Below are 14,767 nucleotides of genomic sequence, written 5' to 3'. Positions count from 1 at the left end.
GTGCGGGAGCGCGGCGGGGGTCAGCTCGTGCGGAAGCGGGCGTCGAACGCCTTCATCCGGTCCAGGACCCGGTCCGCGGTGGGCTGCTGCATCTCGTCGACGAGGCGGCCGTCGGAGAGGAAGACCACGCGGTCGGCGTAGGCGGCGGCGACGGGGTCGTGGGTGACCATGACCACGGTCTGGCCCAGCTCGCGCACCGAGCCGCGCAGGAAGCCCAGGACCTCGGCCCCGGCACGGGAGTCGAGGTTTCCGGTGGGCTCGTCGCCGAAGATGATCGCGGGGCGCGAGACCAGGGCCCGGGCCACCGCCACGCGCTGCTGCTGCCCGCCGGAGAGCTGCCCGGGACGGTGGCCGAGGCGGTCGGCGAGTCCGGTCATCGCCACCACGTGGTCCAGCCACTGCTGGTCGGGCTTGCGGCCGGCGATGGTCAGCGGCAGCGTGATGTTCTCCAGCGCGGTCAGCGTCGGCAGCAGGTTGAACGCCTGGAAGATGAACCCGATCCGGTCGCGGCGCAGCCGGGTCAGCTGCTCGTCGTTCAGGGAGCCCAGCTCGGTGGTGCCGATGCGGACGGAGCCGGAGGAGAAGGAGTCGAGCCCGGCGGCGCAGTGCATCAGGGTGGACTTGCCACAGCCGGAGGGGCCCATGATCGCGGTGAACTCGCCCTCGCGGAAGGAGATGTCGACCCCGTCCAGCGCGACGACCCGGGTGTCACCGCTGCCGTAGACCTTCGAGAGGCCGGTGGCGGCCGCCGCGATGCCGGTCGGCGCGGAGTGCGGGTGCGGGGCAAGGGGGGCGGCGGTCACGGGGACTCCTCTTCGGGTGCGGGAAGCTGCACTTCGAAGGGTGTCCGGGGGACGTATCGGGGGCCCGGGGCGACGGGTATCGGGGGTTGCTCCGGTGTGTATCGATCTTGTAGCTGACGAGCCTTCAGTGCGGCAGACGCAGCGTGGCGACGGCGCCGCCGTCCGGGGCGTTGGCGAAGCGGAGTTCGGCGCCGAGCACTTGGGCCTGACCCACGGCGATCGTCAGGCCGAGGCCGTGGCCCGTACCGCGCTCGGTCGCACCCGTCTGGAAGCGGCGCGGGCCGTTGCTCAGCAGCTCGGCGGGGAAGCCGGGGCCGTGGTCGCGTACGACGACCGTACGGTCCTCCACGGTGACCCGCACCGGACCCTTCCCGTGCCGGTGGGCGTTGACGACGAGGTTGCCGACGATCCGTTCGAGGCGGCGCGGGTCGGTCTCCACGTGTTCGCCCTGCCCGGTGACGTCGACCTCGGTGCCAAGGCCGGTGCGCGTCACCGCCTCGGCGACGACCGCGCCGAGCGGGACCCGGGCACGGACCGCCCGTTCGGCCCCGGCGTCGAGCCGGGACACCTCCAGCAGGTCCTCGACCAGCCCGCGCAGATCGCGCACCCGGGCCCGGAGCAGGTCCTCGGTCTCCCCGTCGGGGAGCAGGTCGGCGGTGACGAGCAGGCCGCCGACGGGCGTGCGCAGTTCGTGGGCCACGTCGGCGGTGAACCGGCGCTCGTCGCGCAGGCGGCGGCTGAGGGTGTCGGCCATGCGGTCGACGGTGGTGGCGATGTCGTCCAGCTCGTCGCGGTTCCCGGTGATCCCGCTCCGGGCGTCGAGGTCTCCGGCGGAGATGCGGCCCGCGGTCTCGGAGACCAGCCGCAGTCTGCGGGCGAGCAGCCCGGCTCCGTAGGCCGCCAGGGGAGTGGCCCCCGCGAGGACGACCAGCGAGGCGACCGCCATGGTCACGTCGAGCTGGCGCAGCCCATAGAGCCCCGCGTTCATGCTGACCCGCAGGGCGAGCACCGGGCTGCCCGGGCCACCGGTCCGCTGGGCGCCCCAGATGCCCGGGGGGATCGTTCCGTCGCGGCTGCCGTAGTAGGCCGTGTGCCGGGAGTCGTCGGAGAGGTTCCGCAGCGAGGCGGGCAGTTCGGGGGGATCGAGCTCGGCGCCGTCCGAGAGCGTTCCGGTGCGCCGGTACGTCTCCATGGCCGAGTAGATGTTGTTGGAGGCGTGCATCTCCGCCTGTTCCCGAATGTCCCGCGCTGTCCACACGTGCACGAGCACGCCGACCGAGGCGGCGACCAGGCATCCGGTGGCCGCGGCCAGCGCGGCGATCTTCCAGCGCAGGGGAATGCGGCGCGGCCCGGCGTGGTGAAACGGACGCACCGCTCTCAGCGCCTGAGCTTGTAGCCGAAACCGCGGACCGTTTCGATCCGGTCCCGGCCGAGCTTGCCGCGCAGCCGCTGCACGCACAGGTCCACGACCCGGCTGTCGCCGTCCCAGCCGTAGTCCCAGACGTTGCGCAGCAGGGTGTGCCGCTCCAGCACGATGCCCGGGTGGGCGGCGAACTCCAGCAGCAGCTTCAGCTCGGTCGGGGTGAGCGCCACCGGGGTTCCGCCGACGGCCACGTCCAGGCCGCCGGTGTGGATGGTGAGGTCCCCGAAGGCCAGCAGTTCACCCTCGGCCGGTCCCGCCGGGTCGGCCGCGGGCTGTCCGGCCGCCGCCGGGGCGGGGGCGTAGGTGGCGCGCCGCAGGAGCGAGCGGATGCGGGCCACGAGCACGTTGGTGTCCACGGGCTTGACGACGTAGTCGTCGGCCCCGGCCTCCAGGCCCGACACGATGTCCAGCCCGTCGCCGCGCGCCGACATCATCAGGACGGGGACCAGGCTGGTCTCCCGGACCTTGCGGCACAGGCCGATCCCGTCGAGGCCGGGCAGCATCACGTCGAGGATCAGCAGGTCGAAGTCCTCGTCGCGGAAGGATTCGAGGCCGGTGAGTCCGTCGGCGGCGGCCCGCACCGTGTACCCGTAGCGCTCCAGGGAGACGGTGAACGAGCGGCGCATCAGCTCGTCGTCCTCCACCAGCAGCACGCGAACCGGTCGCGGGGCGGCGGGAGCCTGGGTGGGGGAGGACACGGGCGGCTGGCTCCTGTTCGGTGGGCGATGACCTGAAAGGAACGATATGGCAGCGGCCGTGGCGGACACCCCCGCCACGGCCCTGCGGACCGATCAGATGAAGAACCAAGCGCTGCCCGATACCCGCCGGATACAAAAGGGCCGGATACAGAGGGCCGATACCAAGGCGGGCGCCCGCTACGGCTGCGCCAGGACCTGCTTCGCCGCCGCGCGCCCCGTGGCGACGCACGCGGCCACGCCCACGCCCTCGTACGCCGCCCCGCACAGGGCGATGCCCGGGAGCTTGCCGGCGGCCTCGCGGATGCGGGCCACGCGCTCGCGGTGCCCGACGCCGTACTGGGGCAGGCCCCGGTCCCAGCGGGTGACGCGGGTGGCCAGGGGTTCGCCCATGGGGCCCACCGCGTGGTGGAGCTCGGCGATGGCCGAGCGGACCAGGTGGCGGTCGGGGCGGCCGAGCAGCTCGTCCTCGCCGATGCGGCCGATGGAGGCGCGGAGTACGAAGGTCTCGGGGGCCGAATCGTGCAGCCAGGACCACTTGTTGGAGAGGAAGGAGGCGGCCTTCAGGGTGTGGCCGTCGACCGGCGGGACCAGGAAGCCGTTGCCTTCGGGGAGGAAGTGGGCCTGGGCGCGGGAGAAGGCCATGGTGATGACGGCCGTCGAGGCGTGCGGGATCGAGGAGAGCTCGGCCTCGGCGATCGGGGAGTGCGGGCGCAGCAGCTCCGCCGCCGCGAAGGCGGGCAGGGCGAGGATGACCGCGTCGGCCTCCATCGTCAGCGCGCCGTCGCCGGTCATGGCCTGGACGCGCCAGCGGTCGCCCGCGACCCGCTGGAGCGAGCGGGCCGTCGTTCCGGTGAGGATGCGGGCTCCGCAGGCTTCCGCGACGGCCGCCGGGAAGCGCCCGGTGCCGCCGACGACGCCCTGCACGGCCACGGCCCCCGAGCGGGGGGCGCCGGCCGCGCGCATCCGGCGCAGGGCCGGGAGCAGCGGGGTGCCCTGTTCGGCGAGGGCAGCGATCCGGGGCATGGCCGCGCGCAGCGAGAGCCGGTCGGCGAGGCCGGCGTAGACGCCGCCCAGCATGGGTTCGATGAGCCGGTCCACGGCTTCCTGGCCGAAGCGGCCGCCCAGGTACTCGGTGACCGAGCAGTCCTCGGTGAGCGGGGTCGCGGGGAGGGTCTCCTCGGCGGCGACGCGCCGGACGCCCTCGGGGGAGAGCAGTCCGGTACCGACCAGCGCCGCGGGGTCGGTGGGGACGCCCATCACGTGTCCGGCGGGCAGCGGGCGCAGGGCGCCGTTGGTCCAGATGGTGGTGGGGGCCTTCGCGGGATCGCAGAGGGCCTCGCCGAGTCCGACGGCGGCGGCCAGTTCCACGGCCTCCGGACGCAGGGCCATGAGGGACTCCGCGCCCTCGTCGACGGTGATGCCGGCGATGGTGCCGGTCCGGAGCTTCCCGCCGACCTTGGCGTGGCTCTCCAGGACGGTCACATCGGCCTGGCCGCGCAACTGCCACGCGGCGGCCAGACCGCTGATCCCGCCACCGATGACGATCAATGAACGCATTGTGTTCTCCCGTGGCCCCCAGGCCGTGGTCGATATGTTCCCGTATTCAACGTAGGGGAGCGGGGTGGGTCAGCGCCTCATGCTTTCGGTCAGAGCCCTGAGGTCCTCCTGGTAGGGGAAGCTGCCGGGCTCGTACGCGCAGTACGGGTCCGCTTCGAGCACGTCGCGCGTGAATCCGTACGCCCGGGAGCGCGATCCCCCGCACACCGTCTTGAACTCGCACGCCCCGCACTTGCCGCGCAGCAGCGAGGGGTCGCGGAGCTTGGTGAAGAGCGCCGAGCCCCGGTAGATCTCGGTCAGCGGGTGGTTCTTCACGTTGCCCGCCGAGAGGGGCAGGAAGCCGCTGGGGTGCACCTCGCCCGTGTGCGAGATGAAGACGAAGCCGCGGCCCGAGGAGACGTCCATGGGTGGCCGGCGCACGGCACGCCGCTCCCCGTCGAAGACCCCCAGCTCGCGGGCGCGGGCCGTCAGGCGCTCGTACAGCGCGCCCAGGACGGGTCGCTCGCCCCGCGCGTCCAGGACGGTGCGCTGCAGTACGACCCGCCGGAAGTGGTGGCCCTCCGTGGTCTTGGTGGCCATCACCGCCCCGCAGTCGTACAGGAAGTGCAGGACGTCCTCGATCTCGGCGGCGGTCAGGGAGTCCAGCTGTTCCCCGCGCCCGGTCGGGACCAGGACGAAGCCCGACCACAGCATCGCGCCCTCGCGCTTGACCAGCGCCGCGATGTCGGCCAGGTCCTCCAGGCTGTCGCGGGTGACGGTGGTGTTGATCTGCACCTTGAGCCCGAGCTCCCGGGCGGCCCGCCAGCCCTCCAGCGTCCAGTCGTAGACCCCGGACACGCCCCGGAAGGCGTCGTGGCGCCCGGCCGTGGAGCCGTCCAGGGAGAGCGAGAGCGCGATGGCCCCCGCTTCCCGGACCGCTACGAGGTTCTCCCGGGTCAGCGTCGGCGTACCGGACGGGGACACCGCGACGCGCAGGCCGAGCGAGGTCCCGTACGCGATCAGGTCGGTGAGGTCGGCGCGCTGGAAGGGGTCCCCGCCGGTGATCACGAAGAGCGGGCTGGGCTTGCCGAAGGCGGCGATCTGGTCCATCACGCGCCGGGCGTCCGCCCCGTCGAGCTCCTCGGGGTGGCGCAGGGTCTGCGCCTCGGCCCGGCAGTGCAGACAGGCCAGCGGGCAGGCGCGGGTGGCCTCCCAGATGACGATGAAGGGCCGGTCGGAGACCGCGTGGCGGGGCTGCCGTACGACGGTGTGGGCGGGCCGGGCGGTGTGCGTGGGGCGAGGATTCAAGAGACCCGCTCCCAGCCGCGCTTGGTCGGGCGGTTGGCGAGCTGCTTCGGGTCCCGCTTGCGGTAGACCACGTACGGCCGGAACAGGTACTTCAGCGGCACCGAGAACATGTGCACCAGGCGCGAGTACGGGATCAGCGCGAACAGCGTGAAGCCGAACAGGATGTGGATCTTGAAGGCGAGCGGGGCTCCCGCCATCAGGTGGTAGTCCGGGGTGAAGGTGAACAGGCTGCGGAACCAGACGGAGATGCCGTCGCGGTAGTTGTAACCGTCCGTCATCCCGGCCGAGTTCAGCAGGGTCGCCGTCAGCCCGAGGATCATCGCGCCGAGCAGGAACGAGTACATCAGGTGGTCGCTGCGCAGGGTCGCCCGGCGCACGGCCGGCACCTTGAAGCGCCGGTAGACCAGGATCCCGATGCCCACGGCGGCCGCGACGCCCGCGATGGTGCCGGTGGAGAGCGCCATCAGGTGGTACGCGTGGTCGCTCAGGCCCACCGCGTCGGTCCAGCTCTTGGGGATGAGCAGGCCGACCACGTGGCCCACGACCACGAAGAGCATGCCGAAGTGGAAGAGCGGCGAGCCGATGCGCAGCAGCCGCGACTCGTGCAGCTGCGAGGAGTGGGTGGTCCAGCCGAACTTGTCGAAGCGGGCCCGCCAGACCGTGCCCGCGATGAGCAGCGCGATCGAGACGTACGGCAGTACGCCCCACAGGAGGAGGTCCATCAGGCGGGCATCCTTTCGGAGGCTAGGGAAGCGGCGGAAGCCGACGTGGGCCAGGGGAGGTCGGTCGGGGCTCCGAGGGGCAGGTCGGCCGGCATGTCCAGGCCCGGCCCGAAGGGCTCCAGCGCCGAGCCCGCGCCCACGAGCTCCTGCGGCGGCCCGCTCGATGCGAGGGCCTTCGCCTCCGCCTTGGTCTCGGGGGAGGGTCCGGGCAGCGTCGCGCAGACGGCCTCCAGGATCCGGGCGTACGGGGACCCGGACTCGGTGAGCGCCAGGCGCAGCAGTTCCAGCCCGGCCCGGTGCTCCTGGAGCAGCTCGGTGCCGGCCTCCTCCTCGCGGGCGGCGAACTCCAGGGCCACCGGCAGGAAGTCGGGCAGTTCCTCGCCCGCGAACTCCAGCCCGAAGTCCCGGTAGATCCGCTTCAGCCGGACCAGGGACAGCCCGCGCCGGCGGGTGTCGCCGTCGACCCACCAGGTGAGGTAGAGGCAGCGCCGGTTGCGGGTGTCGAAGGTCGAGGTGTACTGGGAGCACAGCTCGATCGGGGTCTGCCGCTCGGCCTCGTCGAGGAACGCGCCGAGCAGCGCGGCCGGTTCGGCGGGCGCCCCGGCGAGGGCCGCACGGAGCCGCGGGAGTTCGTCGTGGAAGTGGTCGCCGGGGTACTGCAGTACGCAGCCCGCGACCAGTCGTACCAGTGCATCGCCACTCATCGGTTGCCGGATCACGAACGCCTCCTGGTATCACCGAGGTTGAGCATCACCCGGGGTTCGGGCAGGGCGCTCACGGGACAGCCCTGATCCGTGTCGTTCAGCGGGTGGGAGTCGGCGAGCGCTTCGGCCTCGGCCCGCGCGGCGCTGGGGATCACGAAGCGGTCCTCGATCTTGGCGATGGCGAGGAGGCGGAACATGTCCTCCATCTCCTGCCCGGACAGCCCGACGGCCCGCGCGATCGACTCGTCCCGCTCCTCGCCCAGGTTGACCCGGCGCATGTAGGCGCGCATCGCCGCCATCCGGCGCAGCACCGCCTCCACCGGCACGGTGTCGCCGGCGGTGAGGACCTCCGCGAGGTACTCGACGGGGATGCGCAGGGACTCGATGGCGCCGAAGAGGTTGCCGGCGTCCTCGCCGTCGCTGCCGGTGGCGGCGACCGCCTCGACGACGGGGGAGAGCGGCGGCACGTACCAGACCATCGGCATCGTCCGGTACTCCGGGTGGAGCGGGAGGGCGACCTGGTAGGTGGCGATCAGGTCGTAGACCGGGGAGTTGCGGGCCGCGTCGAGCCACTCGTCGGTGATGCCGGCCGCGCGGGCGGCGGCGATCACGGCGGGGTCCGCGGGGTCCAGGAAGCACTCCACCTGGGAGGGGTACAGATCGTGCTCGTCCTCGACCGCGGCCGCCTCGGTCACCTTGTCGGCGTCGTAGAGCATCACGCCGAGGTAGCGCATCCGGCCGACGCAGGTCTCCGAGCACACGGTCGGCATGCCGACCTCGATGCGCGGGAAGCAGAAGGTGCACTTCTCGGCCTTGCCGGTCTGGTGGTTGAAGTACACCTTCTTGTACGGGCATCCGGTCACGCACATCCGCCAGCCGCGGCACTGGTCCTGGTCGACCAGGACGATGCCGTCCTCCTCGCGCTTGTACATCGCGCCGGAGGGGCACGAGGAGACGCACGCGGGGTTGAGGCAGTGCTCGCAGATCCGCGGGAGGTAGAACATGAAGCTCTGCTCGAACTCGAAGCGGATCTTCTCGCCGACCTCGTCGCGGATCTTCTCGATGATCGGGTCCTGCGGGGCGTGCGTGGGCGCGCCGCCGAGGTTGTCGTCCCAGTTCGGACCCCACTCGATCTTGTCGATGGGCTCGCCGGTGAGCTGGGAGACGGGCCGGGCGGTGGGCATGTCGTCGCCCGCCGGGGCCTCGGTGAGGTTCTTGTACTCGTAGGTCCAGGGCTGGTAGTAGTCGTCGATCTCCGGCAGGTCCGGATTCGCGAAGATCTTGCCCAGCTTGGCGAGGCGGCCGCCCGCCTTGAGGCGGAGCTTGCCGGAGCGGGTGCGCTCCCAGCCGCCCTTCCACTTCTCCTGGTCCTCCCAGCGGCGCGGGTAACCCTGGCCGGGGAGGGTTTCGACGTTGTTGAACCAGACGTACTCGGTGCCCTGCCGGTTGGTCCACGCCTGCTTGCAGGTGACCGAGCAGGTGTGGCAGCCGATGCACTTGTCGAGGTTCATGACCATGGCTACTTGGGCCATGACGCGTCCGATAGTCGCTTCGCGACGGGGCACCATTAGAACTCCACCTTCTGGTCGCGGCGGCGGATGACCGTCACCTCGTCGCGCTGGTTGCCGGTCGGGCCGAGGTAGTTGAAGGCCCAGGTCAGCTGGGCGTAACCGCCGATGAGGTGGGTGGGCTTGAGCATCACCCGGGTCAGCGAGTTGTGGATGCCGCCGCGGCGGCCGGTCTTCTCCGTCTTGGGGACGCCGACCGTGCGCTCCTGCGCGTGGTTCATGTAGACCGTGCCGGGCGGCATCTTGTGGGAGACGATCGCGCGGGCGGTGATCACGCCGTTGCGGTTGACCGCCTCGATCCAGTCGTTGTCCGCGACCCCGATCGCGTCGGCGTCCTGCGGGGACATCCACACCGTCTGGCCGCCGCGGCCCAGGGTCATCATGTAGAGGTTGTCCTGGTACTGGCTGTGGATCGCCCACTTGTTGTGCGGGGTCAGGTACCGGACGGCCACCGACTTGGCCTTCTCGTCGACCGTGCCGAGCTCGGGCTCCCCGTACAGGGTGTGCATGTTCAGCGGCGGCTTGTAGACGGGGAGGGACTCCCCGACCTCGTGCAGCCAGTCGTGGTCGATGAAGAAGTGCTGGCGGCCGGTGAGGGTGTGCCAGGGCTTGAGGTGCTCGGTGTTGATCGTGAAGGCCGTGTACCGGCGCCCGCCGGACTCGGAGCCCGACCACTCCGGCGAGGTGATCACCGGGACCGGGCGGGCCTGCGTGTCGGCGAAGGTGATCCGCTTGCCCTCGGCCTCGGAGGCCAGGTGGGCCATCGGGGTGCCGACCTTCTTCTCCAGGGTCTCGAACCCCTGCGTGGCGAGGCGGCCGTTGCTGGTGCCGGACAGGGAGAGGATCGCCTCGCAGGCCTGCTGGGCGGTCTCCAGGCGCGGGCGGCCGTCGGCGACGCCGCCGCGGACCGTGCCGTTCTTCGCGCCGAGGTAGGCGATCTCCTCGGCCACGTCGAAGGTGACCGCCTTGGTGGTCACGCCCAGCTTGTCGACGAGCGGGCCGAGTGCGGCGAACTTCTCGCCGACCGCCCCGTAGTCCCGCTCCACGACCGCCAGGTTGTACATGGTCCGGCCCGGTACGGGCTCGCACTCGCCCTTCGACCAGTCCAGCGCGACCCCGCCCGGCTGGGCCATCTCGCCGCCCGGGGTGTCGTGCTGCAGGGCGGTGGCGACCAGGTCCTTGCGCACGCCCAGGTGGGTCTTGGCGAGCTCGCCGAAGCGCTCGGCCAGGCCCTTGAAGGCGTCGTAGTCCGACCTGGCCTGCCAGGGCGGGTCCACGGCCGGGGTGAAGGCGTGCAGGAAGGGGTGCATGTCCGTGGAGGACAGGTCGTGCTTCTCGTACCAGGTGGCCGCCGGGAACACCACGTCGGAGAGCAGCGTCGTGGACGTCATCCGGAAGTCCATGGACATGAGCAGGTCGAGCTTGCCCTCCACGTCCTCCTCCCGGTACGTGACGTCCTTCGGCGTGCAGCGCGGCCCGTCCTCGGGCAGGTTGGAGTGGGTGCCCAGGAGGTGCTTGAGGAAGTACTCGTTGCCCTTGGAGCTGGAGCCCAGCAGGTTGGCCCGCCACACGTTGAGCACGCGCGGCCAGTTCCCCGGGGCGTCCGGGTCCTCGCCGGCGAAGCCGAGCTCGCCGCTCTTGAGCTGGCGAACCGTCTCCGCGATCGGGTCTTCGGCCTCGCCCAGCTCCAGCGAGTTGCGGTCGAAGGTCGGGTACGAGGGCATCCAGCCCATCCGGGTGCTCGCCGCCAGGCAGTCCGAGCCCGTCATGCCCTCGAAGGCACCGGAAGCGAGCGGGGAGGCGAGCGCCTGGGCCGGCAGGGTGTCGTAGCGCCACTGGTCGGTGTGCAGGTAGAACCAGGCCGCGCCGATCATCTGGCGCGGCGGGCGCGACCAGTCGGAGGCGGCGGCCAGCGTGGCCCAGCCGGTGACCGGGCGGCACTTCTCCTGGCCGACGTAGTGGCCCCAGCCGCCGCCGTTGCGGCCCTGGCAGCCGGTGAGGGTGAGCAGCGCGAGGAAGGAACGGTAGATGGTCTCGGAGTGGAACCAGTGGTTGGTGCCCGCGCCCATCAGGATCATGCAGCGGCCCTTGGAGTCCTCCGCCGTCTGCGCGAACTCCCGTGCCACGCGCGCCGCCTGGGCCGCCGGGACCGAAGTCAGCGACTCCTGCCAGCCGGGGGTGCCCGGGGCGCTCGCGTCCTCGTAGCCGGTGGGCCACACGCCGGGCAGGCCCTCGCGGCCGACCCCGTACTGGGCGAGCATCAGGTCGAAGACGGTGGTGACCAGCCGCTCCCCGCCGGCGGTCGCCAGGCGCCGTACGGGCACGCCGCGGCGGATCGTGCCGCGCGGCTTCCCGTCCTGGTCCACGCCCTGCTCGTCGTCCTCGAAGCGGGGGAGGGTGATCTCCGCGCTCTCGCCGGCGGCGTCGTGGAGGGTCAGGCGCGGGACGGTGTCGCCGAGTTCGAGATTCCACTCGGGCTTCTCGTTCTTGCCCCAGCGGTGACCGAGGGTGCCGTTCGGGACGACGGGCTCGCCGGTGACGTCGTCGATCAGGACCGTCTTCCACTGCGCGTTCTCGGTGTCGTGGCCGAGATCGGCGGCGGTGACGAATTTGCCCGGAACCAGGCCCTGTTCGGTTTCGGTGAGGGAGACCAGGAAGGGCAGGTCCGTGTACTGGCGGACGTAATCCGTGAAGAAGGGGGTCTGCTTGTCGACGAAGAATTCCTTGAGGATGACATGGCCCATCGCGAGGGCCAGCGCGCCGTCCGTACCGGGGTGCGGGTGCATCCATTCGTCGGCGAATTTGGTGTTGTCCGCGTAATCCGGGGAAACGGTGACGACCTTCTGGCCGCGATAGCGGGCCTCGGCCATCCAGTGGGCGTCCGGGGTACGGGTGACGGGGACGTTCGAGCCCCACATCATCAGGTACGCGGCGTCCCACCAGTCGCCCGACTCCGGGACGTCCGTCTGGTCCCCGAACACCTGCGGGGAGGCGACCGGGAGGTCGGCGTACCAGTCGTAGAAGGACAGCATCGGCGCACCGATGAGCGAGTGGAAGCGGGCGCCGGCCGCGTGCGAGGCCATCGACATCGCCGGGATCGGCGAGAAGCCCGCGACCCGGTCCGGACCGTGCTCCTTGATCGTGTGCACGTGCGCGGCGGCGACGATCTCCGTCGCCTCCTCCCACGTCGCCCGGACCAGCCCGCCCTTGCCGCGCGCCTGCTGGTACGTACGCCGGCGCACCGGGTCGGCCTGGATGTCGGCCCAGGCCTCGACCGGGTCGCCGAGGCGCGCCTTGGCCTCGCGGTACATCTCCAGCAGGGCGCCGCGCACGTATGGGTAGCGCACCCGGGTGGGGGAGTAGGAGTACCAGGAGAACGAGGCGCCGCGCGGGCAGCCGCGGGGCTCGTACTCGGGGCTGTCCGGCCCCACGGAGGGGTAGTCGGTGGACTGGGTCTCCCAGGTGATGATCCCGTCCTTGACGTAGACCTTCCACCGGCAGGAGCCCGTGCAGTTCACGCCGTGGGTGGAGTAGACGACCTTGTCGTGGCTCCACCGGTCGCGGTAGAAGGCCTCCGCGGCGCGGCCGCCGGTGTGGTGGACGGTCCGCAGGTCGTCGGAGACCTCGGCGGTCCTGAAGAAGCTGCCGGCCTTGATCAGAGATTCGGCGGCGTCCTGGTGTCCGCGTCCGTCGCGTACGTGGCGCTCGTGCAAGGCGACCCTCCAGGCCGGAATAAAAGGCGTGCGTGGGGTCCGGGCAAGATGACCCAGACACGACGCTACGCCCGGCGCGGAGGCGAATCCGATGACAAAGGTCCCGTACGGGCGTGACCTAATTCCGGTATTTCACAGGCCGAGTGGATGCCACGCTGGAAAGGTCCAACTCCGGTGCGCGGCCGGAAAATTACGCGCCCGAATACCAATTAGCGGAAGGCTGGGGAGCGTGCCGCCGAAGAAGGCCTCCTGGATCCCGGACCAGCACGGGGCGTGGGCGATGCTCACGGTGCCCTTCCTCGCGGGCACGTTCCTCTCGCCGCGGCCCGGATGGCAGCACGCCCTGCTCCTGGCGGCCTGGCTCCTCGGCTACGCGGCGGTCTTCCACGCCCAGCAGTGGCTGCGCCTGCGCAGGGTCGCGGCCCGGCGCCCGCAGGTGGCGCGGCGGCACGTCCGCCCGGCACTCGTCCTCGGTGCGGCGACCGCCCTGGCGGGGATCCCACTCGCGGTGCTCCACCCCTGGCTGCTGCTCGCGGGCGCGGCGGCGGCGCCCTTCGTGGCCGTGAACTGCCGGTTCGCGCTGCACAACCGCGAGCGGGCCCTGGCCAACGGCCTGGTCGCGGTGGTCCCGGCGTGCGGGATGCTGCTGGTGGCGGTGCGGCTGGGCGGGGGAGGGACGCCCTGGGCGCCGGCCGCCGCCTGCCTGCTGTACTTCGCGGGCACGGTCCCGTACGTCAAGACGATGATCAGGGAGCGGAGCTCCCGTACGTACTACCGCGGTTCGGTGACCTACCACGCGGCGGCCACCGCCCTGGCGGCCTGCCTCTCCCCCTGGCTGGCCCTGCCCTTCGCGGCCTACCTGGCCCGCGCGATCGCCCTCCCCGGGCGGGGGCTCAGGGTGCCGCTGGTCGGAGCCGTCGAGCTCGTCTGCTCGGCGGCCCTCCTGGTGTCGCTCCTGCTGCTCTTCTAGGCCGGGCGTCCGGCCGCCCGGCTGTCGGACGGCCGGCCTGCGCGCGTCAGACGCGCTCCTGCTCCGGCATCAGTTTCGGTTCGTGCTGCGGCTGCGGCTGCGGTTCGGGCCGGACCACAGCGGCGGGGGGTACGGGCCGCCGGCCCGGGAGCGGGGTGTTCAGCCGGAGCTCCTCCACCGCGCCGCGCAGCTTCTTGGCGAGCACCTTGCCCAGTGGCCGCTCGACGACCCGGTGGATGGCGTAGGCCAGCAGCATCATCGCGACCGCCGTCAGGGCCACCAGGACGAGCGCCGGGATCCGGCCCCTGAACTCGTGGATGATGACGAAGCCGATGTTCTCGTGGACGAGGTAGAGCGGGTAGGTCAGCGCGCCCGCCGTGGTCAGCCAGCGCCACTGCATCCAGTTGAACGCCCCGAGCGCGATCAGGGCCATCAGGACGAAGGCGACCCCGATGATCAGTCGGCCCGGCCAGGCCGGAGGGCCGCTGTCGCCGGACACGGCATCGGGCAGCCGCAGGACCAGCGAGTGCTGGGCCAGCAGGAACGAGACGCCGACGATGCCCCAGAGCGCCGCGGTGGGCTTGAAGCGGTGCATCAGGTAGAAGGCGATGCCCGCCACGAAGTAGGGCGAGTACAGCGGCATCGCCCACATGTCGAGCAGCTGGCCGAAGGCCGAGGCGGGGACCTTGTTGCCGGCGGCCGCGACGGAGGCGACTCCCGCGACCGTCCACAGAGCGCAGAACAGGACGCACTTGCGGTACGTGACGCCGCCCGCCACCACGAGCGCGAACAGCAGGTAGAACTTGAGCTCGATGAACAGGGTCCAGTAGACGTCGTCGACGTGCCTCACGCCGAGACCCTTCTGGAGCATCGTCAGGTTCGTCAGCACCTCGTCCAGGGTCCGGTCACCGCGGACCTCCGGCCAGTGGTTGACCACGAGGGTCGTGAGGATGATCGCGGCCCAGTAGGCGGGGAAGAGCCGCGATATTCGGGACACCGCGAAGTCACCGAGGTGCCGGCCCCACGTGCTCATGCAGATGACGAAACCGCTGATCAGGAAGAAGACCTCGACGCCGAGCCAGCCGTACTGGCTGATGTCGTGCAGGGTCGGGAAGATCGTCCGGGGGTCGTGCCCCCACCCGCCCCAGAGCACGGTGTAGTGGTACAGGACCACCATCAGAGCGGCGACCAGTCGCAGACCGTCCAGGATGTACAGCCTGGGACGGGCGCGCCCCTCGGCGGGCCTGCGGATGCCCCGCATGCCTCTTGTGGAGGACATCATGTGGTTCTTCCCTCGACTGCCCCGTGATCGGGATCGGATC

The 14,767-nt window shown here is 71.4% G+C and carries 11 protein-coding genes; 1 reads left to right on the top strand and 10 read right to left on the bottom strand.

Features of this window, described 5'->3' with window-relative positions; translation table 11 throughout:
• Window positions 1-20 precede the first annotated feature (20 nt).
• The 9 genes from OHA37_RS12840 to OHA37_RS12800 all read right to left on the bottom strand — a co-directional run bounded on the left by OHA37_RS12840 (window position 21) and on the right by OHA37_RS12800 (window position 12,475).
• Window positions 21-803 carry an ABC transporter ATP-binding protein gene (locus OHA37_RS12840; protein WP_266904759.1) on the bottom strand — a complete coding sequence of 261 codons (783 nt, stop codon included), beginning with the start codon at window positions 801-803 and terminating at the stop codon, window positions 21-23.
• 124 nt (window positions 804-927) lie between these two features.
• Complete coding sequence (locus tag OHA37_RS12835; protein WP_266904758.1) at window positions 928-2,175, bottom strand: sensor histidine kinase; 1,248 nt, start codon at window positions 2,173-2,175, stop codon at window positions 928-930.
• Between the two features lie 5 nt (window positions 2,176-2,180).
• Window positions 2,181-2,852 (bottom strand): two-component system response regulator CseB, encoded by a 672-nt coding sequence (gene cseB / locus OHA37_RS12830; protein WP_443046299.1) that lies wholly within the window; start codon window positions 2,850-2,852, stop codon window positions 2,181-2,183.
• Window positions 2,853-3,101: 249 nt separating this feature from the next.
• On the bottom strand, window positions 3,102-4,481 hold the full coding sequence (gene hemG, locus OHA37_RS12825) for a protoporphyrinogen oxidase (RefSeq protein ID WP_266904754.1): 1,380 nt from the start codon (window positions 4,479-4,481) through the stop codon (window positions 3,102-3,104).
• 69 nt (window positions 4,482-4,550) lie between these two features.
• On the bottom strand, window positions 4,551-5,768 hold the full coding sequence (locus tag OHA37_RS12820; protein WP_266904752.1) for a TIGR04053 family radical SAM/SPASM domain-containing protein: 1,218 nt from the start codon (window positions 5,766-5,768) through the stop codon (window positions 4,551-4,553).
• Entirely contained in the window at window positions 5,765-6,490 is a 726-nt protein-coding gene (narI, locus tag OHA37_RS12815) for a respiratory nitrate reductase subunit gamma (protein ID WP_266904750.1), read from the bottom strand. Before narI ends, OHA37_RS12820 begins: the two co-directional genes overlap by 4 nt.
• On the bottom strand, window positions 6,490-7,194 hold the full coding sequence (gene narJ / locus OHA37_RS12810) for a nitrate reductase molybdenum cofactor assembly chaperone (RefSeq protein WP_266904748.1): 705 nt from the start codon (window positions 7,192-7,194) through the stop codon (window positions 6,490-6,492). Before narJ ends, narI begins: the two co-directional genes overlap by 1 nt.
• Before the next feature lie 11 nt (window positions 7,195-7,205).
• The gene (gene narH / locus OHA37_RS12805) at window positions 7,206-8,726 is read right to left on the bottom strand and encodes a nitrate reductase subunit beta (RefSeq protein WP_266904746.1); all 1,521 of its coding nucleotides are present in this window, start codon (window positions 8,724-8,726) and stop codon (window positions 7,206-7,208) included.
• Between the two features lie 35 nt (window positions 8,727-8,761).
• The gene (locus OHA37_RS12800; RefSeq protein WP_266904744.1) at window positions 8,762-12,475 is read right to left on the bottom strand and encodes a nitrate reductase subunit alpha; all 3,714 of its coding nucleotides are present in this window, start codon (window positions 12,473-12,475) and stop codon (window positions 8,762-8,764) included.
• 229 nt (window positions 12,476-12,704) lie between these two features.
• Between OHA37_RS12800 and OHA37_RS12795 the strand changes: the two genes are divergently transcribed.
• Window positions 12,705-13,445, top strand: coding sequence for a YwiC-like family protein (locus OHA37_RS12795; RefSeq protein WP_266904742.1), 741 nt, complete (start codon window positions 12,705-12,707; stop codon window positions 13,443-13,445).
• A 46-nt stretch (window positions 13,446-13,491) separates the two neighbouring features.
• Here the strand turns inward: OHA37_RS12795 and OHA37_RS12790 are convergent, their stop codons facing one another.
• Window positions 13,492-14,727, bottom strand: a complete 1,236-nt coding sequence (locus OHA37_RS12790; protein WP_328693549.1) for an acyltransferase family protein — start codon at window positions 14,725-14,727, stop codon at window positions 13,492-13,494.
• Between the last annotated feature and the right edge of the window lie 40 nt (window positions 14,728-14,767).

Source organism: Streptomyces sp. NBC_00335 (assembly GCF_036127095.1).
Classification (GTDB): Bacteria; Actinomycetota; Actinomycetes; order Streptomycetales; family Streptomycetaceae; genus Streptomyces.
Note: the sequence above shows the minus strand (reverse complement) of the source record. Positions and strands in the feature narration are given on the sequence as shown.